We start from the raw sequence: 25,383 nt of genomic DNA on the forward strand, positions 1-25,383 counted from the left end.
GGTTCTCCGACTGGTTAGACATCGTTGGTGATTCGGACCCCGGCGACGGCCGGACTGGCCGTGGCGGGGCGCGAGATCGCGAACAGGCCCGCGAACACGAGGGCGCCGTTCACGATCAATAATTCGAGGCCGAGGCGGTAGCTGCCCAGCAGCGCGTGCTGGTGGTATTCCAGCAGTGCGCACAGGATGGGCGCGCCGACCGTCACGACAGGCACGAGGCGATCCTGGAGTGTACGCGTCGTCATCATGCCGAACGCGAACAGGCCGAGCAAGGGGCCATACGTATAGCTGGCAAGCTTGAGGATCACGACGATCATGCTGGGATTGTCCACCCATTTGAACACGAGCACCATCGCGAGGAACAGCACGGCGAACGCGAGGTGCACGTGGCGGCGCAGGCGCACGCGCGCAGCTTCCGACAAATCGTCGCGGCGCTGGATGCCGAGGATGTCGATGCAGAACGTCGACGTCAGCGCCGTGATCGCGCCGTCCGCGCTGGGGAACAGCGCCGAGATCAGCGCGACGAGGAAGACGATCTGCACGGCCGCCGGCAGGTGCCCCATGACGACGGCCGGGAAGATCTTGTCGCCCGTCGCCGTGACGCCGGCCACGGGCGCGTACAGGTACAGGAGGCCGCCGAGGAACAGGAACGCGCCGAGCACGACGACGAGGACCGCGGTGAGGGTCAAGAGGTTCTTCTGCGAATCGCCGAGCGTCTTCACGGAGATCGTCTTCTGCATCATTTCCTGGTCCATGCCCGTCATCGTCACGACGATGAACGCGCCCGCCACGACCTGCTTGAGCCAGAATCCCGGGCTGTTCGGATCATGCGTGAACACGCGCGCGAGGCCCTGCTGCTGCATTTGCTGCAGCGCCTGCGGGATCGTCAGGTCCAGACGGCCCAGCAGGAAGGCGACGCAGGCGAACAGGCCCGCGAGCATGCACGTCGTCTGCAGGGTATCCGTCCACACGATGGTCTTCACGCCGCCCTGGTACGTGTACAGCAGGATCATGCCGAGGATGACGAGGGTCGTCAGCCAGAACGGGACACCCAGGCCGTCGAGGATGATGGTCTGCAGCACGGCGACGACGAGGTACAGCCGCGCCGTCGCGCCGAACAGCCGCGACAGGATGAAGAACCCGGCGCCGCTCTGATAGGCGCGGCGGCCGAGGCGGACGTCGAGGTAGTGGTAGATCGACGTGAGGCGCAGGCGGTAGTACAGCGGCAGCAGCAGGAACGCGACGGCGACGTAGCCGATCACATAGCCGATGAGGATTTGCGCATAGCCGAAACCGTCCGCGCCGACGGCGCCCGGTACGCTGATGAACGTGGCGCCGGACAACGTGGTGCCGACCATGCCGAACGCGACGAGCATCCAGTTGCTGCTCTTGTTGCCGATGAAAAAGCTGTCATTGTTCGCGCCCCGCGCCGTGGCCCGGGCGACGCCCAGCAGCAGCGCGAAATAAGCGATGAGGATGCAGAAGAGTAAAGCCGGGGACATCGACGATCCGAATGTTGTCTATTCGCCCAGCAATATACACCCAAGCCAGCGTGGCGGTCAGATCCCCTGGCCCGGCGCCCGTTCGAACGGGCCGATGCAGGCGTCCATCGATTCGTCCTGGCACATGACGAAGCGCGCGCCGGACGGGTGGAAACGGAGGTAGTTCGTGGCCCGGGTGCCCGGCTTCATGATCTCGCCGGAACAGTCCTGCTTGCCGTTGTCCTTCACGACCTTGTCCTCGAGCTTGTAGAAACCCTTGGCGCTGGGTTGCTCGGCCACGGTGAACTCGCTTTCCGACACTTCGTCGGCGCTGCGGACGAGCGTCGTGCCGTCGCCGCGGAAGTGGTACGTCTCGGAACAGCCGAGCTGCGGGATCGTGAGCACCCAGATGCCCAGCAGCGGATGCGACGCCGACGGCGCGCCCGCATGCGCCGGCAGGCACGCGGCAAGCGTCGCGGCGAGCGACAGGCGGGCGGACAGTCCGGTGAGCGTACGCATGATGGGCCTCTGCATGACGGTGAACGGCGTTCTTGTCATTATTGCACAGGCCCGCGCGGCGCGGGCGCGCACGCGGGCGCCGTTTCCGGTGGGCGGAAACGACGCCGCGGATCGTCAGCCGTTCTCGGGCGTTTTCGGCTTTGCCGGGCGGCGCGGCGCACGCGTGGCCGGCTTGCGCGACGGGGCCTTGTGGGCCGGGCGGCTCGATTTCTTGCGAGCCGCTTTGGCGGCCTGGGATTCGCCGTCGACGTCCGGCGCGCCCGCTTCGGCCGGCGCTTCCACCGGTGCCGCGACCGCGTCGGCGCGCTGTGCGTCGGCGGCCGCAGCCGGCGCCGTCTCCGGCGTCACGGCCGCTTCGGGCGCGGCCGCATCGACGGCCGCGGCGCCGCGCTTGCGCGCGGCCGGCTTGCGCGGCGTGCGTGCGGCGCGGCGGCCTTCCTTCGCCGGCGCTTCCTCTTCCTCGGCGACGGCGGGGGCCGGGGCAGCGTCCGCAGCCACGGGCTCGATCGCCTCGGCCAGGTCCGGCGTCGGCGCGGGCCACGTGGCGACGGCCGCGTCTTCCGATGCGGGGACCGTGTCCTGCGCGGCCGCTGCCTGGCCGTCGCGGCCCTTGCGTCCACGCCCGCCGCGGCGGCGCGGTTCTCGCCCGCCCGCCGGCACTTCCGTCGGCTGCTCGCCCTGCGTTTCGGCGGCCAGCTCGTCGACGGCTGCCGCCTCGAACGCGGCCTGCTGCTCGACGTCAGGTGCGCCAGTGCCCTCAACCGCCCCCGTCTCGACGGGCTGCAACTCGACCTGGGCGTTCGCACCCCGATACACATAGGTGCCGGATTTTTCGTCGCGGCCGAATTCGAACAGGCCGCGCGTCTGCGCCTCTTCCAGCAGGTTGCCGAACGTGCGGAAGCCGTAATACGTTTCGGAGAAATCCGGACGGCGGCGCTTCAAGGTGTCCTTCAGCAGCGAGGCCCAGATCTTGCCGGTGTCGCCACGTTCCGAGACGAGCGCGTCGAAGGTCTCGACGACCATCTCCAGCGCCTGCAGCTTGCGCGCTTCCATTTCTTCGCGCTTGCGGTTGTCGCCGTCGGACGGGCGGCGGCCCTGCTGCGGCTGGGCCTTGCGCTCGTCGCGCTTGGCGGCGGCGCGGCGCTGTTCACGCACGAGGTCGTCGTAGAAGATGAATTCGTCGCAGTTCGCGACCAGCAGGTCGGACGTCGACTGCTTCACGCCGACGCCGATCACGCGCTTCGCGTTTTCGCGCAGCTTGGAGACGAGCGGGGAAAAGTCGGAGTCGCCGGACACGATCACGAACGTGTTCACGTGCGACTTCGTGTAGCACAGGTCGAGCGCATCGACGACCATGCGGATGTCGGCGGAATTCTTGCCCGACTGACGCACGTGCGGGATTTCGATCAGTTCGAAGTTCGCTTCATGCATGGTCGCCTTGAAGCCCTTGTAGCGATCCCAGTCGCAATAGGATTTCTTGACCACGATGCTGCCCTTGAGCAGCAGGCGTTCGAGGACGGGCTTGATGTCGAACTTCTCGTAATTCGCATCGCGCACGCCGAGCGCGACGTTCTCGAAGTCGCAGAACACCGCCATGCTGATATTGTCTGAAGATGAAGCCATGTGTGTTGTTGTTGGGTTTGTGGACAAGCTGACCAGCGATTATACGCAACAACGGCGCCACCACCGCCACGGACGCGTCCGAGGCGAGCACGCTCACGCCAGCTGGTCGATCGTGGCCGGATCGGCGCGGCCGTCGAAGAACTGGTCGAGGCACGTCTGGAAGATCGCCTCGTCGGGCGCGACGTCCGCGAACAAGGTCATCGACGAGTGGAATTTGAGGTTGTCGGGATGGCCGAATATCTCATCGACGCCGCGGTCGTGGTGGCTCGCCACGGCCGCCGCGCACGCGCGTAGGCGTGGGCCCAGCACCGGGTGCGCGAGGTATGCCGCGGCCTCGTCGGCCGAGCGGATCGCATAGCGCTGCGCCATCGCGCTGTGCCCGAGGCCTTCGATCTGCGGAAAGATGAACCACATCCAGTGGGTGCGCTTGTGGCCGGCGCGCAACTCGGTCAGTGCCGTGTCGTAGACGCCGATCTGCGCGTCGACGAAGCGTTCCAGGTTGAAATCGGTCGTCATCGGTCTCCCCTCCTTCGCCGCATGCTACGCCATGTTTGCTAAAGTGGCGCCACCATGAAACCCGAACACCTGACCCTCCTCCTCACCCGCGAGATGCCCTACGGCAAGTACAAGGGCCGCACGATCGCCGAGCTGCCCGGCCACTACCTGGGCTGGTTCGCCCGCGAAGGCTTTCCGAAGGGCGAACTGGGCGAGCTGCTGGCCCTCATGTACGAGCTCGACCACAACAATCTGCGGAGCCTGCTGGATCCCCTGCGGCGATGATCGATTTTTTCGATCGCAGCCCGTAAAAGAACTCGTTTTTCATTGCGGGGCCGGCTCCCTATACTGGCTTCCATCGACACCAAACAACGAGGAGCACACCATGATGGAAGTCCGCAGGAGCGAAGAACGGGGCGCCGCCCACCACGGCTGGCTGATGTCCAAGCACACGTTTTCGTTCGCCGATTACTACGACCCGCGCCACACCGGCTTCGGCCCGCTGCTGGTGATCAACGAAGACCGCGTCGCCCCGGGCGCCGGCTTCGGCACGCACGGCCACCGCGACATGGAAATCATCTCGTACGTGCTGGACGGCGCGCTGGAACACAAGGACAGCATGGGCACCGGCTCCGTGCTGCACTACGGCGACGTGCAGCGCATGAGCGCAGGCACCGGCGTGCGCCACAGCGAGTTCAACGGCTCGAAGACGGACCCCGTGCACTTCCTGCAGATCTGGATCGAGCCGGACACGAAAGGCATCCCGCCCAGCTATGAGGAAAAGCATTTTTCTGCCGACAGCAAGAAGGGCAAGCTGCGGCTGATCGCGTCGCGTGACGGGCGGCAGGAGTCAGTGACCATTCATCAGGATGCGTCGATCTATACTGCGATTCTCGATGAAGGCGATCATGCGGAGCACGCGCTGGATCGTGAGCGGCTGGCGTACGTGCACGTCATTCGCGGGGACGTCAGCGTGAATGGCGTGGCGCTCAAGGATGGGGATGCGCTCAAGATCGGTGGTGAGGAGCGTGTCGTGTTTGATCACGCGGAAGCGGCCGAGGTGTTGCTATTCGACCTGCCTGCTTGATGGGTGGAATGAGCGGTCTCCGCGGCGCGGCGCTGCGGAGATCGGGGAAATCCTTGACAGCTAATAAGCCGGCATTTTCTTAATTAGAAAATATCGTTCAAACTACTGTTGTTCGATCTGCCGACTTGATAGGTGGAAATGGTCGCCCCCGCCGCACGGATGTCACTCGATGGTAAATGTCATTTCTCTCTTCAACCGGAATGTGCGATCAAGCCCCCATGTCGACGGGCGCGCAAAGCGCTTCAGGGCGAAGTCGCCCTTGCCCTTCATGTAATTGACCAAGCTGTTCTTGACGGCCCTCGGATTCTGCACCATATCGTCGGCGCCGTTACGGAGGCCCGATGGAAGAGTGTCCGGGACATTCAGCGTATCGGCCTTCCAATCAATCGTATTCGCAGCAGGATCGAACACCATCTGGATCTTACCTGTGACGTTCCATTCCAGCGCAAGAGTCGGGTAGCTGGCTTCCGAGAAGATCTGCGCCACGACGCCCGCTGTGTAGACACATGACTGAAACGTCGCGGGTGGCATCTTGTCGATAGCCGAGGCGAAGCCATCCGGGTCCTTCAGCGGATCGGCGACCGGGATACATTCCTGCGGCAACCCCAGGTGGGCGGGAAACTGCGCCACCCAGTACAGTGCCATGCCGTTGTCGCGTCCGGGCCGCGCATACCCGGCAATCAGGCGCTCCAGGGCAAAACGCTGACCAGAATCTTGAGCACGCATATAGAAAGCAGCAGCGCGATCCCAGTCGGCCTTCACGCACAAGCCCTCGTCGTACATAGTCCCAGCCAACAACATGACCTCTGGCTTTTTCGCTGCAAGGCCCGCCTTGAGCGCCTCCACTGCGGGAACGCAACGGCCTTCCGCAATCATTTGTTCGATCGAGTCCGTATGCTTGTTGTAAGGCCAAAGGCGGACAACTCGGCCAGCGTGAACGGACGTGCAAATTGCAAAGCAGAGGGAAGCGAACACAATGCGTTTCATAAATACTCACGTAAAAATTAATAAGACAGCAACCAGGTTCGCGACAAGGTGAGCTGAGTCCGATATGTGGATGGGCTCAGCGACGATCCACCGAACGCAAGCGCTCGCTTCATTGCTTTGGCGCCGGCTTCAACCAGGTCCTGAAAGCACGGCCGCACAGATTGCGCACGTCTTCGCTCATCAGTCGAGGGAAAAGCTTACCCATGAATTTATTATTTGATATTACTATATCCATCAGGGCTAACAATGAAATTGACCAGGTGCACTATCTGACCAATCCCGAAGAATCCTTATTGGTGAATACCGATGTCGCATTCGACAATAACGATATGAAAAACGCAGTTCCTATATCGTGCGTGAGGTCTCATGCAAATATGAATCTCGATTTCTATCCAAAAATATCAAATAAGTGAAATCGAGCACGCGACTCGCACGCATCAGCGCCGCCTCGACCGGAAGCACGCCCAAACGAAATCGCAATGAATCGCCCCGCCGCAATCGCGCGTCAACTGTTAAATTCCGTCGCTATAATCAAGCCACACAGCAACTTTCGACCCCATCCGCATGAGCGCACAACCCAGCGTCCTCGTCGTCGAAGATGACGTCCACATCGCCCACGTCCTGAGCTTCATGCTCGAACGCCAGGGCTATCGCGTGACCCACGTGGCGGACGGGCGCGCGGCCGTGCAGCACGTGGTGGCGGAGCCCGCGCCCGACCTCGTCCTGCTGGACGTGATGCTGCCCTACGTCGACGGCTTCGAGATCGTCGGCCTGATCCGCGCGCAGCCTGGCTGGGAAGCCGTGCCCGTCCTGATGCTCACCGCGAAGAACACGGAGCGCGACACCGTGCGCGCCCTCGACGCCGGTGCCAACGACTTCATCATCAAGCCGTTCCAGCCGCAGGAATTGCTGGCCCGCCTGCGCCGCTTCCTGAAAACACCGGCATGATCCCGCCCGGCGGCGCCCTGCCCGCCCATGTACTCGCCGCCGCGTTCAAGGCGCCCGCCGATCCGATCCTGGCCGCCGCGTACTGGACCGGGATCGGCGCCCTCTTCCTCACGCTGCTCCTGGCCGCCCAGATCGTCCGCCTGCGCATGGCGCTGCGCCGGCGCGAGCGGCGCGAGGCGCGTGCGCTCGCGCGCTGGCGTCCCGTACTGAACGCCGCCATCGTGGGCGAGATGCCCGCCACGCTGCCGCGGCTGGCGCGCGCCGAGCGTCCGCATTTCATCAAGCTGTGGGTACACCTGCAGGCGTCGCTGCGCGGCGAGGCGAGTCTCGCGCTGAACGCCGTCGCGCGCCGCCTCGGCGTCGAGCACGACGCGCGCGCAATGCTCGCGCGCGGGCCGCGCACAGAGCGCCTGCTCGCCACCCTGCTGCTGGGCCACCTGGGCGACCGCGCATCGTGGGACACGTTGCGCACGCTGGCCGAAAGCCCGGACGTCACGCTGTCGCTGTCCGCGTTGTGGGCTCTCGTGCGCATCGACCCGCACGCCGCGGCCGCCTACCTCACGCCGCTGTTCGTCGCGCGCGACGACTGGGCGATGTCGCACGTCGCCGGCATCCTGAAGGAGGCGAGCGCGCCCGTCGCCGGCGTCCTCGCGGACCTGCTGCCGACGCTGCCGCCGGACCGCCTGCCGCGCGCCCTGCGCATCGCGGAAGCGCTGCGCATCGACCTGCCGCCCGCGCTGCTGGCCGATGCCCTCGCCAGCACCGACGTCGACCTCGTGACGGCCGCCCTGCGCATCGTCGCCACGCCGGGCCTGCGCGACACCGTCCGCGGCCTGCTCGCGCATCCCGACTGGCAGGTGCGCGTGCTGGCCGCGAAGGCGCTGGGGCGCATCGGCGACGCATCGGACGTGCAGCGCCTCGTCGCGCTGCTCGCCGACCGCGAATGGTGGGTGCGCTACCGCGCCGCCCAGGCGATCGCCGACCTGCCCTGGCTCGCCCGCGCCGAACTCGATGCCCTGCAGGCCGGCCTCACCGACCGCTTCGCCGCCGACATCCTCGCCCAGGTGATCGCCGAGACCCGCGCCGCGGAAAGGACCGCGTGATGTCGCACCACCTGCTCATCCAGTTCATCACGTGGTTCGTGCTGTGCTACTTCGTGCTGCTCAACGGCGGCTACCTCGTGCTGAACATGCTGTCGCTGCGCGCGCTGCACCGCAAGGGCCAGGAAGCGATGCTGGACGACCTGCCGCGCGTCTACTCCGGCCTCGAGCCGCCCGTCAGCATCCTCGTGCCCGCGTACAACGAGGCCGCGACGATTGCCGCGTCCGTGCGCTCCATGCTGCAGCTGACGTATTCCGAATACGAGGTGCTGGTCGTGAACGACGGCTCGAAGGACGCCACGCTGGACGTGTTGAAGCGCGAGTTCGGCCTGCTGCCGTTTCCGGAAGCGTACCGGCGCCGCATCGCGACGAAGGACATCCGCCAGATCTACCGCTCCACGCGCTTTCCGAACCTGCGAGTGGTCGACAAGGACAACGGCGGCAAGGCCGACTCGCTGAACGCGGGCATCAACGCGGCGCGCTACCCGCTCGTGTGCGGCGTGGACGCCGATTCGATCCTGCAGCGCGACAGCCTGGAAAAGGTGACGGAACCGTTCCTGCGCGACCCGACCGTCGTCGCCACGGGCGGCACGATCCGCGTGGCCAACGGGTGCGAAGTGACGGGCGGCTTCCTCACGAAGGTCGGCCTGCCGCGCAATGTCTGGGCGCTATTCCAGGTCGTGGAATACCTGCGCGCGTTCCTGTTCGGCCGCCTCGGGTGGTCGTCCGTGAACGGCATGCTGATCGTCTCCGGCGCGTTCGGCGTGTTCCGCAAGGAGACCGTGATCCAGGCCGGCGGCTACCGCCCGGACACGATCGGCGAGGACATGGAACTGATCGTGCGCATGCACCGCCTGCTGCGCGCGCAGCGCCAGCCGTACAAAATCGAATTCGTGCCCGATCCCGTGTGCTGGACGGAGGCGCCGGAAGATTACCGCACACTGAAGAACCAGCGCATCCGCTGGCAGCGCGGCCTGGCCGAGAGCTTGAACGCCAACTGGGGCCTGATGTTCTCGAGGAACGGCGGCGTGCCCGGCTGGCTCGCATTCCCGTTCATGCTGCTGTTCGAATGGCTGGGGCCCGTCGTCGAACTGGGCGGCTATGTCTTCATGACGTGGGCGGCCGTCGCGGGCGGGATCTCGTGGCAGGCGTTCGCCACGTTCATGTTCGTCGCGATCGGCCTCGGCATCCTGCTGTCCGCGTCCGGCCTGCTGCTGGAAGAGATGTCGTTCCACATGTACCCGCGCGGCAAGCAGTTGCTTGCGCTGGGCGCCGTCGTGCTGCTGGAAAACCTCGGCTACCGCCAGTTGAACACGGTGTGGCGCCTGATCGGCCTGTGGCGCTGGATCGCGCAGAAGGAATCGACCTGGGGTACGATGAAACGCAAGGGCGACTGGCAGGCAGGTACGCCCAAAGGCCCCTGACCATGCGCACGCTCCTCGTTTCCTTGCCCCTGCTCGCGATGACGATCCCGGCCCACGCCGCCTGGCTGCACCAATGTCCAGCCGCGACGGACGGCGCGCCGCCGCGCTACGTCGTCGATGGCCGCGAGCACGCGCCGGGCTGCACGAGCGTCGCGCTGGCGCCCGGCGCCGACGTCGAGGCCGTTTATCCGCTGGCACCGGGCGAGACGCCGGACGACGTGATCGTCCTGAACGGCAACGTGACGGACGGCCACTTCGCCGTCAGCGAGCACGAACTGCCGTCCGCCACGCGCGGCCCGGCGCGTCCGGACCCCATGCCGCTGCACGCGAACCTGCTGCAGTGGATGGACGCGCGTACGTTCGGCGTCGAGGAGCGCGTGCAGGCGCACCTGGAAAATGCCACCCTGCGCGTCACCTGCCGCCCGGGCCGGCGCCCGGCCGGTGCGATCCTCACGGGGCCGTGGTTCCTCACGCGCGCCAGTACCGTGCTGGCCGCGACGTATGAAGCGCAGGGCAGCGCGTTCACGTGGCAGGCCGCCGACGCGGCCCATCAGGCAAGCGGCGACGCGCTCGACATGGGCACGCTGACCGCCGGCGCCAAGGCCGCCCGGCTCACGCTGCCCGCGTCTCTGGACCGCGCCGGCTGGCGCCAGTTCGTGCTGCTATGCCCCGCGTCCGAGGCGAGCGTCGACGTGACGGCGCTGGCGCTGGAGCCCGCCGCCGCGCCGAAGGCCGCGCCGCGCGCGACGTGGGTCTGGCGTCCCGGCGACTGGATTGACGGCGGGCCCGCGCTGCTCGACTGGGCGGCCGGCCAGGGCATCCGCGAGCTGTTCGTCACGGTGCCGCTGACGGACGGCGCCGCCGTGCGCGACCCCGGCCAACTGGCCGCCTTCGTGCGCGCCGCGGGTGCGCGCGGCATCGTCATCGACAGCGTCGACGGCGACCCGCACATGGTGCTGCCCGGCGAAGTGGCGACGGCCGTGCGGCGCGCGCGCGCGTATGCCGCGTACAACGCCGCGCAGCCCGCCGAGGCGCGCCTGCGGGGCGCGCAGTTCGACGTCGAACCGTATCTGCTGCCGGAGACCGTTCTGGCGCCGGCCCGGCGCGATACGGCCTACGTCGACATGGCGCGCGCGTTGAAGGCGGCCGCGGGCGACGGCCTGCGCCTCGAATTTGTCGTCCCGTTCTGGTGGGGCGGGAATCCCGCGCTGCTGGACGCGCTGGCGCCCTACGCGGACTCCCTCGCCGTGATGGACTACCGCACCGACCGCGCCCAGGTCGTCGACTTCGCCATCCCGTTCCTCGACTGGGCATCTGTCCACGACCGGCAGGTGCGCATCGCGCTGGAAGCGGGGCCGATCGAGCCCGAGGTCCAGCGCCGCTACGTGAAGGCGACGGGCGGTCCCGGCGACCTGCAGGCCATCGACGTGGGCGGCCGCCAGGTGCTCGTCCTGCTGCGCAAGCCCGTCGCGGGCGCGGACGCGCGCCTGTATCGCCTGGACGGCACGCGCACCGTCGACGGCAGCGCGACCACGTTCCACCGGGACAAGCCCGCGCTGCTGCGCCAGCTGCCCGGCCTGGAACAGGAATTCGGCCTGTGGGACGGCTTCGGCGGGATCGCCATCCACGAACTGCGCTGAGGTCGCGCCCTTGCTCATGAAATCGTTTTCATATACTCTTGGAAACAATCATTACGCAAGAATCTGGAGACCCGCGTGACCAACCCATCCCGCCGCTCGGCATTCAAGACGCTGCTCGCCGGCGCCGCTTCCCTCCCCGCCGCCGCCGTGCTGCCGGCCCAGGCCGCCGCCCGGAACGCCGCACCAGCCGTCCCCGCGTGCCCACCTGCCCCGCGCTGGGGCCGCGGCATCGAAGGCCAGCGCAAGGCCGACCTCGGCGACGGCACGTACATGAACCCGATCATCTCGGGCGACCACCCGGACCCGACGATCCTGAAGGACGGCAAGGACTATTACATGACGTTCTCGTCCTTCCTGTCGTATCCGGGCATCGTGATCTGGCATTCGACCGATCTCGTGAACTGGACGCCCGTCGGGCCCGCGCTGAAGAAGCCGCTGGGCACCATCTGGGCGCTCGACCTGTGCAAGCACAACGGCCGCTACTTCATCTACATCCCGGCCGCGCCGGACGGCAACGGCTGGTCGATCTACGCCATCTGGGCCGACCGCATCGAGGGGCCATGGAGCGACCCCATCGACCTGAAGATCTCGGGCTGCATCGACCCGGGCCACGTCGTGGGCGAGGACGGCAAGCGCTACCTGTTCGTGAACGGCATCCGCCGCGTGCGCCTGACGGACGACGGCCTCGCGGCGGACGGCCCCGTCGAACCCGCCTACCAGCCGTGGCGCTATCCGGAAGACTGGGTCGTCGAGAACTTCGCGCCGGAAGGCCCGAAACTGCTGCGCCACGGCGCGTACTTCTACATCGTGACGGCGGTCGGCGGCACGGCCGGTCCCGTGACGGGCCACATGGTCATCGCGGCCCGCTCGAAGTCGATCCACGGCCCGTGGGAACATTGCCCGCACAACCCGATCGTGCGCACGACGAGCAACAAGGAGCCCTGGTGGTCGCGCGGCCACGCATCGCTCGTGGAAGGCCCGGGCGGCGACTGGTGGATGATCTACCACGCCTACGAGAACGGCTTCCGCACGCTGGGCCGCCAGACCTTGCTGGAGCCCATCGAGTGGACGGCCGACGGCTGGTTCCGCGCCAAGGGCGGCGACCTCTCCAAACCTCTGCCGAAGCCGCGCGGCGGCAAGGCGGGGCCGAACGGGTTCGCGCTGTCCGACGATTTCTCGAAGGACCGCTTCGGCGTCCAGTGGACCTTCCACGATCCGGCACCGAACGAGATGGCGCGCGTGCGCTTCGCGAACGGCGGCCTGGAAATCAAGGGCAAGGGCACGTCGCCGGCCGACGCCACCCCGCTCACCTGCGGCGTCGGCGACCGCGCGTACGAGGCCGAGATCACGCTCGACCTCTTGGGCGCGGCCGAAGGCGGCATCCTGCTGTTCTACAATCCGAAGGCCTACGTCGGCCTCGGCTTCACGCCGGACACGGTCAAGACGTACGAGTATTCCGAGGAATTGCCGTGGGCGCGCCGCCCGCAAGCCATCTCCAGCGTGCGCGTGCGGCTGACCAACGACGACAACGTGGTGACTTTCCATTACTCGTTCGACGGCGGCAAGACGTGGCAGCTGCACGGCACGCGCATGGAAGTGTCGGGTATCCACCACAACGTGTTCGGCGGCTTCCTGAGCCTGAAAGTAGGCGTGTACGCGGCGGGCGGCGGCACCGTGCGCCTGCGTGATTTCCGCTACCGCGCGCTGGCGTCGTCATGATGACTTGAGCGCGCGCCACGGGCGTCCGGGAACTGCTAGCATGCGCGGAAATCGTAACCAAAAGTCTACATGCACGAGAACCCGCCTTGCATTATGGGCGACGGCGCCGCCCCGGACGATGCCAGCCGCCGCTTCGACGAACTGCTCGCCCACCTGCCCGCCGGCGTGGTGATGCACGACGCGCAGGGGCGGGTCGTCGCCGCCAATCCCGAGGCGCTTGCCCTGCTAGGGCGCAGCGAACGAGAGGTGCTGGGCGCGGCGGCCAGCGACACGGCCTGGCATTTCGTGCGTGCGGACGGCACGCCCATGCCGGCCTCGGAATATCCCGTCAACGACGTGCTGCGTACGGGCGCCAAGGTGTCGGACCTCGTCGTCGGCGTGCCCCGCCCCGCCCGGGGCGACGTACGCTGGGCGCTCTGCAACGCCTATCCCGAACGCGACGAGCACGGTGCGATCCACCGCGTCGTCGTCTGCTTCACCGACTGCACCGCGTTGAAGGACGTCGAACAATCGCTGCACAAGTCCGAGGAACGCATGCGCCTCGCGCTGCAGGGCTCGACGGACGCGCCGTGGGACTGGGACCTGGTCTCGGGCGAACTCTATTATTCGGCGCGCTGGTGGGAGATGCTGGGCTACACGCCCGGCGCGCAGCCGGCCGACGCCGAGGCCTGGGTGCGGCTGATGCACCCGGAAGACCGGATCCGCACCGTCGACCTGCTGGACGAACTGCTGGCCGGCCCGCGCCAGGCGTACAGCACGGAGTTCCGCCTGCGCCACCACGACGGCCACTACGTGCCCGTGCTGAGCCGCGGCTTCATCCTGCGCGACGCGGGCGGCAAGGCCGTGCGGCTGTCCGGCACCAATACCGACCTCACGGAGCGCAAGGTCACTGAGCGCCGCATCCACGAACTCGCCTATTTCGACCAGTTGACGGGCCTGCCGAACCGGCGCTTCCTGCTCGACGAGCTGGGCCAGATCCTCGCCCGCAACGGGCGCGCGAGCCGCCACGGCGCCCTGCTGTTCCTCGACCTCGACAATTTTAAATTGCTGAACGACACGATGGGCCACGACGTGGGCGACCTGCTGCTGCGCGAAGTGGCGCGGCGGCTGCGGCGGGCGCTGCGCGAAGGCGACCACCTCGCGCGCCTGGGCGGCGACGAATTCGTGATCGTGCTGGAAAACCTCGGCGCCACGCCGGCCGACGCGATGGTCGAAGTCCACGCCGTGGGCCGCAAGCTGCTCGACGTGCTGGCCGAACCGTTCGATCTGGCCGGCCGCCAGTGCTCCAGCAGCCCCAGCATCGGCGCCACGCTGTTCGACGGCCACCCGACCGACATCGACCTGCTGCTGCGCCAGGCCGACCTCGCGATGTACCGCGCGAAGGACGAGGGCCGCAACACCTTGCGCTTCTTCGACCCCGGCATGCAAGCGGCCGTCGACCGCCAGGCCGCGCTGTCGGCCGCGCTGCGCACGGGCCTCGCGCATCGGCAGTTCGTGCTGTACTGCCAGCCGCAGTTCGGGCACGACGGCAGCCTCGTCGGCGCGGAAGCGCTCGTGCGCTGGCAGCGCGGCGCGGACGAACTGGTGAGCCCCGGCGAATTCATCGGCGCGGCCGAATCCGGCGGCCTGATCGCGGCGCTCGGCATGGACGTGCTGGAACAGGGGTGCCACGCGCTCGCGCGCTGGGCGCGCGCACCGAGCCTGCAAGGATTGAAGCTCGCGGTGAACATCAGCGTCCACCAGCTGCGCGACCCCGATTTCCCCCACGCCGTCGCCACCCTGCTGGCCGCGACCGGCGCCCGGGCCGACCGCCTCACCCTGGAACTGACGGAGAGCGTGTTCGCGCGCAACCCGGGCGACCTCGTCGACCGCATGCAGCAGCTGCGCGGCCTCGGCGTGCATTTCGCGCTGGACGATTTCGGCACCGGCTATTCGTCGCTCGCGTACCTGGCGCGCTTTCCGCTGGCGGCGCTGAAGATCGACCGCTCGTTCGTGCGGGACGTCGACAACGACCCGAACGCGTCGTCGATCGTCGAGGCCATCATCGCCCTGGCGCGCAAGCTGCATCTCGCGACGATCGCCGAGGGCGTGGAACTGGATGCCCAGCAGGCATTCCTGACGGCGCATGGCTGCGACGTGATGCAGGGCTACCTGCTCGGGCGTCCCGTCGCGCTGGACGAGTTCGAGGCACGCTACGGCCGGCCGCCCGTGCCGATGGAGGCGCCCGTTCAGGCCGCGAGCGGCAGCTCGACGTAGAACGTGGTGCCAATGCCCTCGGCGCTGTCGAACCAGATGTCGCCGCCCAGCTCCTCGACGATCGTCTTGCAGATCGACAGGCCGAGGCCCGTGCCACCCTGACGGCGCGAATCGGCGCCGTCGGCCTGGGCGAAGCGCTGGAACACGCGGTCGCGGAACGCTTCCGGAATGCCGGCGCCCTCGTCCGCCACCGCGAGGCGCGCACGGTCGCCGCGCGTCTCGACGTGCGTGCGCACCGTCGATCCCGGCCCGGAAAACTTGATCGCATTCGACAGCAGATTCGTCAGCACCTGCGCGAGGCGGTCGCCGTCGACGTCCACGCGCGCACTCTCCGCGCCGGGCGCCGCGACGCACGACAACGCGATCCCGGCCTGGTCGGCGTAGCTCTGCATCGCGGCGACGGCGTCCTCCGCGAGCGGCAGCAGCGGCTGCACTTCGCGGTCGAACACCATGGCGCCGGCGTCCAGCTTTTGCAGGTCGAGCACGTCGCTGACGAGGCGCACGAGGCGGGCCGAACTCGCGTTCGCGACGTCGACGAGGCCTTGCGCGTCCGGCGGCAATTCACCGGCCATGCCGTCGGCCAGCAGCGCGAGCGACGCGGAGATCGCCGTCAGCGGCGTGCGCAGCTCGTGCGACACGGTCGCGACGAATTCGTCCTTCATCCGCTCGACTTCCTTGCGCTCGGAGATGTCGTGCACGAAGGCGGAGAAGAACAGGCCTTCGCCCGTGCCGGCCAGGCCCAGCGTCATCTCGACGGGGATCTCGCGGCCGTCGCGCGTGAGCAGCACCCGTTCGACGCGCTGGCCCAGGATCTCCATTTCTCCCGTCTCGAGGAAGTGCGCGAGCAGCGCGCGCGAATGGGCGCGGAAGCGTTCCGGCATCACGAGGTCGGAGATGATGCAGCCGACGGCCTCGGCGCGCGTCCAGCCCAGCATCGCTTCGGCCGCCGAGTTCCAATCGAGGATGCGGCCCCGCATGTCGATGCCGACGAACGCGTCCTGCGCCGTCTCGATGATGGCCGCGATGCGTTGTTCGTTGGCGCGCACCTTGGCGAGCGCCTGTTCCAGCTCGCGCGTGCGCAGGGCGACGCGCTCCTCCAAGGTCGCGTTCAAGTCTTCCAGCGCGCGCCGGCGGCGCACGAGGTTCGCGACGAGCGCATTCAAGGTGTGGCCCAGCGCGCGCACTTCCGCGTAGCCGCCCCGCTGCACTTCGATACGCACCGTTTCGCCTGCGCGGATGCGCCGCGCCGCGTCCGCGAGCTCGCCGAGCGGCCGCGTGATGTGGCGCGCGATCCCGGCGCCCACCAGCGAGAACAGCGCGGCAAGCAATACCCCGGCACCGAGGCCGTATTCGCGCAGGCGGCGCACGGGGGCGAAGGCGTCGTCGACATTCTGGCGCACGAGCACCGTCCAACCGAGGCCCGGGTATTCGGCGTAGCCGCGGCCGCGCTGGAAGCCCACCATGTAGCTGCGGCCGTCCGGCCATTTCTCGACGACGTAGCCGTCCCCGCGCTGCGCGCGCGCCGCCTTCAGGCTGGGCAACATGAGGCGCTTGCCGGCCACGTCGGGCGGCCCGAGCAGCACGTCGCCCTCGGCATCGACGATCAATGCTTCGACCTGGCGCCGTGCCGTGATCCCGGCCATGACGGAACGTTCGACGTCGCGCGCCCATTGCCACGACAAGTGCGCGCCCAGCACGCCGCGCATGACGCCATGCTCGTCGACGTAGGGAAAGGCGACGTCGACGAAGCGCCACGGTTCCGGCTGCCGGGGCAGCAGGCGCGCCAGCAGCACGGCTTCGTGCACGTCGCCCGCATGGATGCCGCGCAGCGCGTTGCGGAACCACGGGCGGCGCGACACGTCGGCCCCTTCCAGCAAGCCCTGTGCGGACACCTGCACCTTGCCGTCCAGTCCCGCGTAACCGAGCCAGCTGTAGTAGCCGAGCGTGCTCTGGATGGCGTCCAGGGTGGCGCGGCGCAGCGCCGGCGGCTGGTCCTCGCCGAGCGAACGGCGGCGCGCGAGCAGGCCCACCTCGCGGTAGCGTTCGAACATGCCGCGCTCCAGCTTGTCGGACGTCTGCATCGCCAGCTCGGCGAGGCCGTGCCCGATGTTCGTCTCGACCTGCTCGGACGACTTGCGTTCGATGACGGCGGTCAGCACCAGCGTCAGGACGATGGACAGCAGCACGAAGGCCAGCGCCAGCCAGGCGCCGAGGGCGCGCGGCAGCAGCCGGCGGAACGATTTCAGGGGATTCGACATGGCAAACTGACAAGGACACGGGTCCGATTGGACGCTGTTACCAGCCTAGCATAGCCACGATTCCATGCGGGAATTGTGTTGCAGTGCGTGAACACTCACGTCACCTTTCCCGCAAAAGGTGGCACCGAGGGGGCCGACTACACGGTCATGTCCGATTTCCGGTAAACTTGCCCGTTACTTCCCTGTTTTTCAGTCATCGCTCCAGGATCAGCCATGCAAGACAACGCCACCGCGCCTTCCAACCTCGTCGACTACGTGACGTCGTGCAGCCTGCCGACGCCGTGGGCGCAGTTCACCTTGCATGCGTTCGTCGAGCATTCCACCGGCAAGGAGCATCTCGCGATGACCTTGGGCGACCTGTCCACGGGAGAACCGCCACTGGCGCGCATCCACTCGGAATGCCTGACGGGCGACGTGATGTTCTCGCAGCGCTGCGACTGCGGCGCGCAGCTGGAATCGGCGCTGCGCCGCATCGCCGACGAAGGCCGCGGCATCCTGCTGTACCTGCGCCAGGAAGGCCGCGGCATCGGCCTCGTCAACAAGATCCGCGCCTACCGCCTGCAGGAAGCGGGTGCCGACACGGTCGAGGCGAACCTGCAGCTGGGCTTCCACGCGGACGCCCGCAACTATGAACTCGTGCTGCCGATGCTGGAACAGTTCGGCATCGAGGCCGTGCGCCTGATGACGAACAATCCGCGCAAGATCGACGCGCTGGGCAAGCTGGGCATCAAGGTCGCCGAGCGCGTGCCGCTGCTCGTCAACCGCAATGTCTTCAACGACAACTACCTGAACACGAAGCAGGCCAAGCTGGGGCATATGATGACCCCGGCCACCGAAGCCGCACTCGACAGCGAAGCGTAAGCCCCGCCGCGGGAGTTCTGGCAAGATGGGGGCATGCGCCTCCCGTCTGCCACCCGCGTGCTGCTCGCCGCCGCCGTCATCGGCGCCGCGGCCGTCCCGCTCGCCATCGCCGCGGGCAGGGCCGGCCAGCATGTGACCAAACCTGCGCCGCAGCCGCCGCTCGTGATCCCGCCCGCCACGCCGCCCGCGACGACGCCGCCCGCGCCCGGCCCCGGCGAAACGGACGAGACGGCCGCGCTACCCACCCCGTCCAGCGCCGCGCAGACCCTGTATTCCGCCGCCAAGGCCGACCTGTTGCAGATCCGCATGCTGCTGAGGAACGGCCGCAGCCAGTCCAGCGTGGGCTCCGGCTTTCTCGTCGGCACGGGGGACCTCGTGCTGACCAATTACCACGTCGTGTCGCAGATGGCGCTCGACCCCGACGTCTACGTGGGCGAATACGTCGATACGGACGGCAAGAGCGGCCCCGTCGAACTCCTCGCCGTGGACGTCCTGCACGACCTGGCGGTCGTGCGCGTGAACCGCAACGGCACCGGCTTCTTCAAGGTGCCGGACAAACCCGTGAAACTCTTTCAGGGCCAATACCTGTATTCGCTCGGCAATCCGCTCGACCTCGGCTTCGCCATCTCGGAAGGCGCGTACAACGGCATCGTCACACGCAGTTTCTATGAGCAGCTGATCTTCACCGGCCCCATCAACTCGGGCATGAGTGGCGGGCCCAGCGTGACGGCGTCCGGCGTCGTCGCGGGCGTGAACGTGTCGAAACGCCGCGACGGCGAGCTGGTCAGCTTTCTCGTTCCGGTGAGATATGCGCGTGAATTGCTGGCCAAGGCCGCGGCGCAGACCAGGCCACCGAAGAACTTCAACCCGCTGATCGGCCAGCAGTTGCTGGCGCACCAGCGCGCGCTGATCGACCGGCTGCTGGCCGAACCGCTGTCGCTGCGCACGATGGGACCGTACCAGGTGCCCGTGCGCGAATCGCAGCAGTTGCGCTGCTGGGGCCGCTCGAATTTCCGCGCCGAGGCCGAGTACACGCTGGACGCCGTCAGCTGCGCGATGGAGGCGGCCGTGTACGTGTCGGACTCGCAGCAGACGGGCCACGTGTCGATGACGCACCAGGTGCTGCGCTCGACGTCGCTGCACCCGCTGCAGTTCGCCGTGCTCGCGAGCAGCCGCTTCCGCGTCGACCGCATCGGCCCCGGCCGCGACACGCGCCTCACGCGCCCTGCCTGCACGGAGATGTTCGTGCAGACGGCGACCTTGCCCGTGCGCGCCGTCACGTGCGTGCGCGCGTACCGCAAGTTCGCAGGCCTGTACAACTTCACCCTGCTGGCCGCCAGCACGGACGATGCGCACGCGAGCCTGCAAAGCCGCCTCGACCTCGCCGGCGTGTCGTACGAAAACGGCGTGCGCACGACGCGCGCCTTCCTGTCTGCGCTCGGGCGCAGCCGCGTGAAATGAACGGGCCCTGGTACGTCGAGCTGCTCGCCCGCACCGGCGACGTGCTGCAGCGCCAATGCGTGGACGCGCTCCCCATCCGCATCGGACGCGGTTACGCGAACGACGTGATCCTCGACGACGACTACGCGGCGCCAAGCCACGCCGTCGTCGAGCCGGACGCGGACGGGCGCCTCGTGCTGCGCGACCTCGGCAGCCGCAACGGTATCGTCGTGCGCGGCCGGCGCGTGCAAGATGTCGTGCTGGCCGGCGACACCGTCGCGCGCATCGGCCACACGGCGCTGCGCGTGCGCGCGGCCGACTGGCCCGTCGCGCCGGAACTCGTCGACCGCACGTTCCACCGCTGGGAAGGCGTGCTGCCGGGCGCGCTGGGCTTGCTGCTCGCGGGCGCCGTCGCGCTGCTCGCGCGCTGGCTGGCCGACGACTCATTGTTCGAAGTTGCGCGCTACGCCGAGGCGCTGGCCGCCGGGCTCGCCGTCGCGCTGCTGTGGGGCGGCGCGTGGGCGTGCGCGAACCGGCTGTTCGCGCGCCACGCGCGCCTGGGCCGCCACCTGTTCGTGTTCGGCTGCGGCGTGGCCGCCCTCGCCGCCTACGTCGTGCTCGGCAGCACGCTCGCCTACGCGTTCTCCGCGGAAGCCTTTACGCACTACGCGTCGCACGTCGCCGTCGTGCTGGTGGCCGGCGCCGTCTATTTTCACCTGTGCACGATCCGGCCGCAGAACCGGGTGCGCTACCGCTGGATCTGCGCCGGCCTCGCCGTGCTATGCTCGAGTTTGATCCTTGCCGGCAATGTCCAGCGCACGGGGCGCGTGTCCGACGAACTGTATATGGCCGTGCTGATGCCGCCCGCCGTGCGCGTGAGCCCCGACCACGGGCTGGACGAATTCATGCGCGGCGTGGAAGGGATGAAGGCCCCGCTCGACCGCAGCCGCGGGCGCAAGCCGGGCGATGACGATATCGACGATTGAACGCGCGGCGTTGTCGAAATGGGCCCGCCCCGTTCGTCGTCGGAACGGGGGCGCAGCCTGCGTCCCGTCCAACAGGAGACCGACGATGGCCAGACTCAAAGTTCACTGCTTTTCCATATCCCTCGACGGCTACGGCGCCGGCCCGAACCAGAGCCTGCAGAATCCGCTGGGCGAGCGCGGCGAAGAACTGCACCGCTGGTTCTTCGGCACGCGCACTTTCCAGCGCATGGTGGGCAACGATTCGAAGGGCGGCGACGGCCCGGACGAGGATTTCGCGGCGCGCGGCTTTCACAATATCGGCGCGTGGATCCTGGGCCGCAACATGTTCGGCCCCGTGCGCGGGCCGTGGCCCGACGACAGCTGGAAGGGCTGGTGGGGCGACGAGCCGCCCTATCACAACGACGTGTTCGTCCTCACGCACCACGCCCGCGCCCCGCTCGCCATGAAAGGCGGGACGACGTTCCACTTCGTCACGGACGGCATCGAAGCGGCCCTCGAGCGCGCACGCGCGGCGGCGGGCGGCAAGGACATCCGGCTGGGCGGCGGCGTGTCGACCATCCGCCAGTACCTGCAGGCCGGCCTGGTGGACGAGATGCACCTCGCGATCTCGCCCGTCCTGCTGGGCTCGGGCGAGGCGCTGCTGGCCGGGATCGACCTGCCGGCGCTCGGGTTCACCTGCACCGAGCACGTGCCGACGGCGGCGGCCACGCACGTGGTGCTAAGCAAGGGCTGAAAACTAGGCCAGCGGGATCGTCAGCCTGGCGATCTCGACCGAGCCATCCTCGTCGAAGATGGGACAGCGCTCGCCGATCTCGACGGCCTCGTTGAAATCGACCGCCTCGACGATCGAATAGCCGCACAGCGAGCTGGCGGATTCCTTCGGCCCCAGCAGCCGGCGCGGCACCTCGACGGCGCTGTGCGTGAGGCTGCCGCGGTCGATCACGCGCGAGCCCATGCCGTCGAACCAGGCGGCCCAGCGCGACAGGTCGTGCCGGGTGGTGGCATCGGGGCCAGGTGTGCCGTGGTACACGAACAGGAAACGTTCCATGGCTTCCTCCTGTGATTGGTCTTCGGCTCGACGTTAGCAGAAGCGCGGCGGCCATGCCGCACCCGTGCCTTTTGACAATCGCACAAGGATGGCCGATCATCGCCGCATGACCTTCCTGCGCCGCAATGCCGTCTTCATCGTCGCCTGGATCCTGTTCTGGATCCTGATGATGCTCGTCGCCGTGCAGGACTTCATGCGTAACGTGCACAGCCACGCGATCTGGAAACCCCTGCTGTGGGAAGGCTCGTCCGCGGTCGTCATCAGCGCGCTGGCCTTCGTGCAGCTGCGCTGGTCGCGCGCGGACGACCACCTGCTCGGCAGCCCGGCGCGCTGGTTCGCCCATCAGGCGCGCTGGCTCCCCATGTACTGGATCGCGTTCGTGCCCCTCGCCTTCGGCATCCGCAATGCCGTGTACGCGCTCGTCGGCGAGACGTACTACCACGACCCCGTGCCGCAATTGTTCCTGTACGAATCGATGAAGATCACGATCTTCTTCGGGCTGTTCATCTCGATCCGCTTCGGCGTCCAGTCGTACCGCGCGCTGCTCGACGCGCGGCTGCGCGCGGAGCGCTCGAACACGCTGCTGCGCCAGGCCCAGTTGCAGCGCCTCGGCCAGCAGATGCAACCGCACTTCCTGTTCAACGCGCTGAACACGGTGTCGTCGCTGATCTGGACGGACCCCGCCCGCGCCGACGCCACGTTGGCCCAGCTGGCCGACGTCTTGCGCGAGACGCTGGCGCTGGGCGACCGCCACGCCGCCCCGCTGGCGACCGAACTGCGCCTCGCGCGCGGCTACGCGGACGTGATGGCCGAACGCTTCGCCGACCGCGTCGACATCGCCTGGCAGGTCGACGACACCTTGCTCGACCGCGAAGTTCCGGTGATGAGCCTGCAGCCGCTGCTGGAAAACGTGTTCAAGCACACGGTCGAGCGGCGCCGCGGCCAGACCCATATCGACGTCTATGCCCGCCGCGACGGCGGCGAGCTCGTGCTCGGCGTCGAGGACGACGCGGGCAAGCTCACGGCCGTGGAACGTCCCGGCGGCATCGGCCTGTCGAATCTGCGGGCGCGGATCCAGGCGCTGTACGGCGACGCGGCGCGGCTCGACCTGGCGCCGCGTCCGCAAGGCGGCGTGCGCGCGGAACTGAGACTTCCGTGCTGAGGGCTGCATGCGCCTGCTGATCGTCGACGACGAACGCCCCGCGCGCGCGAAGCTGCGCCACCTGCTCGCGCAGCAGGACGGCGTCGCGGCCGTCGAGGAAGCGGCCGACGGCATCGAAGCGCTGGACCGCATCGCCAGCTTCCGCCCGGACGCCCTGCTCCTGGATATCGAGATGCCGGAGCTGTCCGGCATCGAACTGGCCGCGTCGCTGCCGGAACCGGCGCCGCTCGTCGTGTTCGTCACGGCATACGAGCGCTATGCCAGCCAGGCATTCGACATCGACGCCATCGACTACCTGCTCAAGCCCTACGACGGCGCCCGCCTCGCGCGCGCGCTGGGTCGCCTGCGCAAGCGGTTGGCAGTCCCGGGCGATGGCCGGCCGGCCGCGCTGCCACCCGCGCCGCTGGAACAATTGCTCGTGAGCGAACGCGGCGTCACGCGCGTCGTGCGCATCGCGGACATCCAGTGGATCGAGACGGCCGACAACTACGTCGTGCTGCACACGGCGGCCGGCAGCCCGCTGCTGCGCCAGACCTTGGCCGGGCTCGTCGACCGGCTCGGCGCCGGCTTCGTGCGCTGCCACCGGCGCGCAGCCGTCGCCGTGCCCTGGATCGAGCAGGTCGTCACCCTGGACAAGGGCGACGGCGAACTGCTGCTGCGCGGCGGCGCCCGCGTGCCGTGCAGCCGCCAATACCGCGCCGACGTGCTGGCGCGGTTGTGAGGATTGAGCTCGGTCAGCCCTCCAGCGCAGCCAGCAGCCGCGTGCCGACCGGGACGCCCCAGCCCGTGCACGCATCCCAGCCGGCCTTCGCCGCATAGCCGCCGTTGTCGCCGCTCGTGATGTCGCGCGTGGCGCTGCTGCCCGCCAGCGGCCCGTACAACAGCGGATTGAGCCAGCCGACGGGCTGCGCCAGCTTCTGGTTCAACAGCGCGACGAGGCCCGCCCACAGCGGCGCGACGGCGCTCGTGCCGCCGATCGTGTACGTCATGAAGTCGACGCGCACCCGGTAGCCCGTCGCCGGCGACGCATTGCCCGCCACGTCCGGCACGCCGCGGCCCACGCGTCCGCCGGGGTTCACGGATGCCGGCACGCCCGCGCCCGCCTGCCACGACGGCAGGTCGAACACGTCGCTGACGCCGCCGCCCGTGGCGCTGCTCGTCGGGTCGTCGTTCCACACGGTTTCGCTCGTGATCGTCGTGCCGGTGGCCGTCAGGCGCGTGCCGCCGCAGGCCAGCACGTGCGGGCTCGATGCGGGGAAGTCGGCGTGCGCGTGGCCGTCCGGCGTGCCGTTGTCCGGGTTCTGGTCGCCGGCGCCCGCGTCGCCCGCCGCGCAGCACACCGTCACGCCCAGCGCGGCCGCGGCCTGGAAGGCGCCGTCCATCGCGGCGAGGCCCTGTTCCGTCCAGTCCGATTCCGGCGCACCCCAGCTGATCGAGATCACGGACGGTTTATGCACGTCGTCGTGGACGGCGGCGGCAATCGCGTCGACGAAGCCCTGCTCGCTGTTCGGCGCGAAGTACACGGCGATGTGCGCCTTCGGCGCGACGGCGCCCGCCACTTCGATGTCGAGCATGACCTCGGCATCCGCGCTCCACGGCAGCGACGGGCTGTTCTTGCCGCCGTCGACGGACACCGCGGTCACGCTGGGCGCCTTCATGCCCAGAGTCTTGAAATACGCTTTCAGGTCCGTGGTGCGGTAGCCGCCGCCCAGTTCGATGATGCCGATGCACTGGCCGCTGCCGTCCAGGCCGGGCGGGAAGTCGTACAGGTGCGCCATGTCGACGCCCGTGTAGCCGCCTGCTGCCTGCGCGTCCGCCATGGCGCCGGCCGGCATCGATGCCGCCAGCGCGGCCTGCGCCGAGTCGCGCGAAAACTTGAAGTGCGGCCGCGCGATGGGCACGTCCTCGATGCCGAACACGCCTTCGACGATGCCGTCCAGCTCCGGCGGCACGTGCACGGGCGCCGTGCGGCGGCGCGAGATGCCGGCGCCGTGCTCGACCCGTTCGATCGCCGTGCCGAACGCGGCCGCCACCTGGCCCGCCGTACCGGACAGCACGATGCTGCGCGCGGCCGGCCGGCGTTCGACGACGACGAGACCGGACCGCTGCGCGAACGCGGCGACGGCGTCGAGGTCGGCGTCGCTGGCGCCGTGGCGCGCGGCGAACTCGGCGCGCGTGAGATAGGAGCGGCCGCCGCCCTGCGCATGGGGCGCCAGCAAGTCGGCCGACAGCGACGCGCGGCGGCGCACGAGGACGGTGACGTCGAAGCGTTCGTCGGCCGGCGCCGGTCCGAGCGACCGCATGTCGGCACTTAGGGGGGGCACGCTGCCCTGGAGTTTGACCATGATT

At 68.4% G+C, this 25,383-nt stretch carries 22 protein-coding genes; 14 read left to right on the forward strand and 8 right to left on the reverse strand.

Annotated features, from left to right (window positions below; translation table 11 throughout):
• Positions 1 to 14: 14 nt before the first annotated feature.
• The 4 genes from NX784_RS08290 to NX784_RS08305 form a co-directional block, all read right to left on the reverse strand.
• The gene (locus NX784_RS08290; RefSeq protein ID WP_258816190.1) at positions 15 to 1,502 is read right to left on the reverse strand and encodes a sodium:solute symporter; all 1,488 of its coding nucleotides are present in this window, start codon (positions 1,500 to 1,502) and stop codon (positions 15 to 17) included.
• Between the two features lie 57 nt (positions 1,503 to 1,559).
• Positions 1,560 to 2,000 carry a hypothetical protein gene (locus NX784_RS08295; RefSeq protein WP_258816191.1) on the reverse strand — a complete coding sequence of 147 codons (441 nt, stop codon included), beginning with the start codon at positions 1,998 to 2,000 and terminating at the stop codon, positions 1,560 to 1,562.
• Between the two features lie 114 nt (positions 2,001 to 2,114).
• Positions 2,115 to 3,623, reverse strand: a complete 1,509-nt coding sequence (locus NX784_RS08300; protein ID WP_258816192.1) for an NYN domain-containing protein — start codon at positions 3,621 to 3,623, stop codon at positions 2,115 to 2,117.
• A gap of 93 nt (positions 3,624 to 3,716) precedes the next feature.
• Entirely contained in the window at positions 3,717 to 4,139 is a 423-nt protein-coding gene (locus NX784_RS08305; protein WP_258816193.1) for a DUF1810 domain-containing protein, read from the reverse strand.
• A 54-nt stretch (positions 4,140 to 4,193) separates the two neighbouring features.
• Here NX784_RS08305 and NX784_RS08310 point away from each other — a divergent pair, with 54 nt between their 5' ends.
• Together NX784_RS08310 and NX784_RS08315 are read left to right on the forward strand one after the other, a co-directional pair.
• Positions 4,194 to 4,403: a DUF3820 family protein gene (locus NX784_RS08310; protein WP_091665665.1), complete on the forward strand. Its 210-nt coding sequence runs from the start codon at positions 4,194 to 4,196 to the stop codon at positions 4,401 to 4,403.
• A 100-nt stretch (positions 4,404 to 4,503) separates the two neighbouring features.
• Entirely contained in the window at positions 4,504 to 5,205 is a 702-nt protein-coding gene (locus tag NX784_RS08315; RefSeq protein WP_258816194.1) for a pirin family protein, read from the forward strand.
• 162 nt (positions 5,206 to 5,367) lie between these two features.
• Here the strand turns inward: NX784_RS08315 and NX784_RS08320 are convergent, their stop codons facing one another.
• Positions 5,368 to 6,192, reverse strand: coding sequence for an SEL1-like repeat protein (locus tag NX784_RS08320; protein WP_258816195.1), 825 nt, complete (start codon positions 6,190 to 6,192; stop codon positions 5,368 to 5,370).
• Between the two features lie 564 nt (positions 6,193 to 6,756).
• Between NX784_RS08320 and NX784_RS08325 the strand changes: the two genes are divergently transcribed.
• The 6 genes from NX784_RS08325 (at position 6,757) to NX784_RS08350 (ending at position 15,279) form a co-directional block, all read left to right on the forward strand.
• The gene (locus NX784_RS08325) at positions 6,757 to 7,140 is read left to right on the forward strand and encodes a response regulator transcription factor (RefSeq protein ID WP_258816196.1); all 384 of its coding nucleotides are present in this window, start codon (positions 6,757 to 6,759) and stop codon (positions 7,138 to 7,140) included.
• On the forward strand, positions 7,137 to 8,243 hold the full coding sequence (locus NX784_RS08330) for a HEAT repeat domain-containing protein (RefSeq protein ID WP_258816197.1): 1,107 nt from the start codon (positions 7,137 to 7,139) through the stop codon (positions 8,241 to 8,243). The genes NX784_RS08325 and NX784_RS08330 overlap by 4 nt, the downstream gene beginning before the upstream one ends.
• Positions 8,243 to 9,664, forward strand: coding sequence for a glycosyltransferase family 2 protein (locus NX784_RS08335; RefSeq protein WP_258816198.1), 1,422 nt, complete (start codon positions 8,243 to 8,245; stop codon positions 9,662 to 9,664). Before NX784_RS08330 ends, NX784_RS08335 begins: the two co-directional genes overlap by 1 nt.
• Before the next feature lie 2 nt (positions 9,665 to 9,666).
• Entirely contained in the window at positions 9,667 to 11,304 is a 1,638-nt protein-coding gene (locus NX784_RS08340; RefSeq protein WP_258816199.1) for a hypothetical protein, read from the forward strand.
• A gap of 75 nt (positions 11,305 to 11,379) precedes the next feature.
• Positions 11,380 to 13,023: a family 43 glycosylhydrolase gene (locus NX784_RS08345; protein ID WP_258816200.1), complete on the forward strand. Its 1,644-nt coding sequence runs from the start codon at positions 11,380 to 11,382 to the stop codon at positions 13,021 to 13,023.
• A 69-nt stretch (positions 13,024 to 13,092) separates the two neighbouring features.
• Positions 13,093 to 15,279: a sensor domain-containing protein gene (locus tag NX784_RS08350; protein ID WP_258816201.1), complete on the forward strand. Its 2,187-nt coding sequence runs from the start codon at positions 13,093 to 13,095 to the stop codon at positions 15,277 to 15,279.
• Here the strand turns inward: NX784_RS08350 and NX784_RS08355 are convergent.
• Positions 15,252 to 17,537 (reverse strand): ATP-binding protein, encoded by a 2,286-nt coding sequence (locus NX784_RS08355; protein WP_258816202.1) that lies wholly within the window; start codon positions 17,535 to 17,537, stop codon positions 15,252 to 15,254. The two genes, NX784_RS08350 and NX784_RS08355, sit on opposite strands and share 28 nt — an antisense overlap.
• 213 nt (positions 17,538 to 17,750) lie before the next feature.
• Between NX784_RS08355 and ribA the strand changes: the two genes are divergently transcribed.
• From ribA to NX784_RS08375, 4 genes are all read left to right on the forward strand, one after another.
• Entirely contained in the window at positions 17,751 to 18,398 is a 648-nt protein-coding gene (gene ribA / locus NX784_RS08360) for a GTP cyclohydrolase II (RefSeq protein WP_258816203.1), read from the forward strand.
• Between the two features lie 33 nt (positions 18,399 to 18,431).
• Positions 18,432 to 19,859, forward strand: coding sequence for a S1 family peptidase (locus NX784_RS08365; protein ID WP_258816204.1), 1,428 nt, complete (start codon positions 18,432 to 18,434; stop codon positions 19,857 to 19,859).
• The gene (locus tag NX784_RS08370; RefSeq protein WP_258816205.1) at positions 19,856 to 20,824 is read left to right on the forward strand and encodes an FHA domain-containing protein; all 969 of its coding nucleotides are present in this window, start codon (positions 19,856 to 19,858) and stop codon (positions 20,822 to 20,824) included. The genes NX784_RS08365 and NX784_RS08370 overlap by 4 nt, the downstream gene beginning before the upstream one ends.
• 85 nt (positions 20,825 to 20,909) lie before the next feature.
• Positions 20,910 to 21,557 carry a dihydrofolate reductase family protein gene (locus tag NX784_RS08375; protein ID WP_258816206.1) on the forward strand — a complete coding sequence of 216 codons (648 nt, stop codon included), beginning with the start codon at positions 20,910 to 20,912 and terminating at the stop codon, positions 21,555 to 21,557.
• 3 nt (positions 21,558 to 21,560) lie between these two features.
• On the opposite strand, the gene NX784_RS08380 is transcribed toward NX784_RS08375, so the two are convergent.
• A complete protein-coding gene (locus NX784_RS08380; protein ID WP_258816207.1) occupies positions 21,561 to 21,872 on the reverse strand; it encodes a YciI family protein in 312 nt (103 codons plus the stop codon).
• A gap of 106 nt (positions 21,873 to 21,978) precedes the next feature.
• Between NX784_RS08380 and NX784_RS08385 the strand changes: the two genes are divergently transcribed.
• The gene (locus tag NX784_RS08385; RefSeq protein ID WP_258816208.1) at positions 21,979 to 23,034 is read left to right on the forward strand and encodes a sensor histidine kinase; all 1,056 of its coding nucleotides are present in this window, start codon (positions 21,979 to 21,981) and stop codon (positions 23,032 to 23,034) included.
• A gap of 7 nt (positions 23,035 to 23,041) precedes the next feature.
• Positions 23,042 to 23,755, forward strand: a complete 714-nt coding sequence (locus NX784_RS08390; protein WP_258816209.1) for a LytR/AlgR family response regulator transcription factor — start codon at positions 23,042 to 23,044, stop codon at positions 23,753 to 23,755.
• Positions 23,756 to 23,768: 13 nt separating this feature from the next.
• Here the strand turns inward: NX784_RS08390 and NX784_RS08395 are convergent, their stop codons facing one another.
• A complete protein-coding gene (locus tag NX784_RS08395) occupies positions 23,769 to 25,379 on the reverse strand; it encodes a S53 family peptidase (RefSeq protein WP_258816210.1) in 1,611 nt (536 codons plus the stop codon).
• Between the last annotated feature and the right edge of the window lie 4 nt (positions 25,380 to 25,383).

The organism is Massilia pinisoli (genome assembly GCF_024753285.1).
Classification (GTDB): domain Bacteria; phylum Pseudomonadota; class Gammaproteobacteria; order Burkholderiales; family Burkholderiaceae_D; genus Telluria; species Telluria pinisoli.

Excerpts from the sequence above, each read along its gene's own strand:
- NX784_RS08290 (WP_258816190.1), bottom strand. The coding sequence starts at position 1,502 with ATGTCCCCGGCTTTACTCTTCTGCATCCTCATCGCTTATTTCGCGCTG.
- NX784_RS08295 (WP_258816191.1), bottom strand. The coding sequence starts at position 2,000 with ATGCGTACGCTCACCGGACTGTCCGCCCGCCTGTCGCTCGCCGCGACG.
- NX784_RS08300 (WP_258816192.1), bottom strand. The coding sequence starts at position 3,623 with ATGGCTTCATCTTCAGACAATATCAGCATGGCGGTGTTCTGCGACTTC.
- NX784_RS08305 (WP_258816193.1), bottom strand. The coding sequence starts at position 4,139 with ATGACGACCGATTTCAACCTGGAACGCTTCGTCGACGCGCAGATCGGC.
- NX784_RS08310 (WP_091665665.1), top strand. The coding sequence starts at position 4,194 with ATGAAACCCGAACACCTGACCCTCCTCCTCACCCGCGAGATGCCCTAC.
- NX784_RS08315 (WP_258816194.1), top strand. The coding sequence starts at position 4,504 with ATGATGGAAGTCCGCAGGAGCGAAGAACGGGGCGCCGCCCACCACGGC.
- NX784_RS08320 (WP_258816195.1), bottom strand. The coding sequence starts at position 6,192 with ATGAAACGCATTGTGTTCGCTTCCCTCTGCTTTGCAATTTGCACGTCC.
- NX784_RS08325 (WP_258816196.1), top strand. The coding sequence starts at position 6,757 with ATGAGCGCACAACCCAGCGTCCTCGTCGTCGAAGATGACGTCCACATC.
- NX784_RS08330 (WP_258816197.1), top strand. The coding sequence starts at position 7,137 with ATGATCCCGCCCGGCGGCGCCCTGCCCGCCCATGTACTCGCCGCCGCG.
- NX784_RS08335 (WP_258816198.1), top strand. The coding sequence starts at position 8,243 with ATGTCGCACCACCTGCTCATCCAGTTCATCACGTGGTTCGTGCTGTGC.
- NX784_RS08340 (WP_258816199.1), top strand. The coding sequence starts at position 9,667 with ATGCGCACGCTCCTCGTTTCCTTGCCCCTGCTCGCGATGACGATCCCG.
- NX784_RS08350 (WP_258816201.1), top strand. The coding sequence starts at position 13,093 with ATGCACGAGAACCCGCCTTGCATTATGGGCGACGGCGCCGCCCCGGAC.
- NX784_RS08355 (WP_258816202.1), bottom strand. The coding sequence starts at position 17,537 with ATGTCGAATCCCCTGAAATCGTTCCGCCGGCTGCTGCCGCGCGCCCTC.
- ribA (WP_258816203.1), top strand. The coding sequence starts at position 17,751 with ATGCAAGACAACGCCACCGCGCCTTCCAACCTCGTCGACTACGTGACG.
- NX784_RS08365 (WP_258816204.1), top strand. The coding sequence starts at position 18,432 with ATGCGCCTCCCGTCTGCCACCCGCGTGCTGCTCGCCGCCGCCGTCATC.
- NX784_RS08370 (WP_258816205.1), top strand. The coding sequence starts at position 19,856 with ATGAACGGGCCCTGGTACGTCGAGCTGCTCGCCCGCACCGGCGACGTG.
- NX784_RS08375 (WP_258816206.1), top strand. The coding sequence starts at position 20,910 with ATGGCCAGACTCAAAGTTCACTGCTTTTCCATATCCCTCGACGGCTAC.
- NX784_RS08380 (WP_258816207.1), bottom strand. The coding sequence starts at position 21,872 with ATGGAACGTTTCCTGTTCGTGTACCACGGCACACCTGGCCCCGATGCC.
- NX784_RS08385 (WP_258816208.1), top strand. The coding sequence starts at position 21,979 with ATGACCTTCCTGCGCCGCAATGCCGTCTTCATCGTCGCCTGGATCCTG.
- NX784_RS08390 (WP_258816209.1), top strand. The coding sequence starts at position 23,042 with ATGCGCCTGCTGATCGTCGACGACGAACGCCCCGCGCGCGCGAAGCTG.
- NX784_RS08395 (WP_258816210.1), bottom strand. The coding sequence starts at position 25,379 with ATGGTCAAACTCCAGGGCAGCGTGCCCCCCCTAAGTGCCGACATGCGG.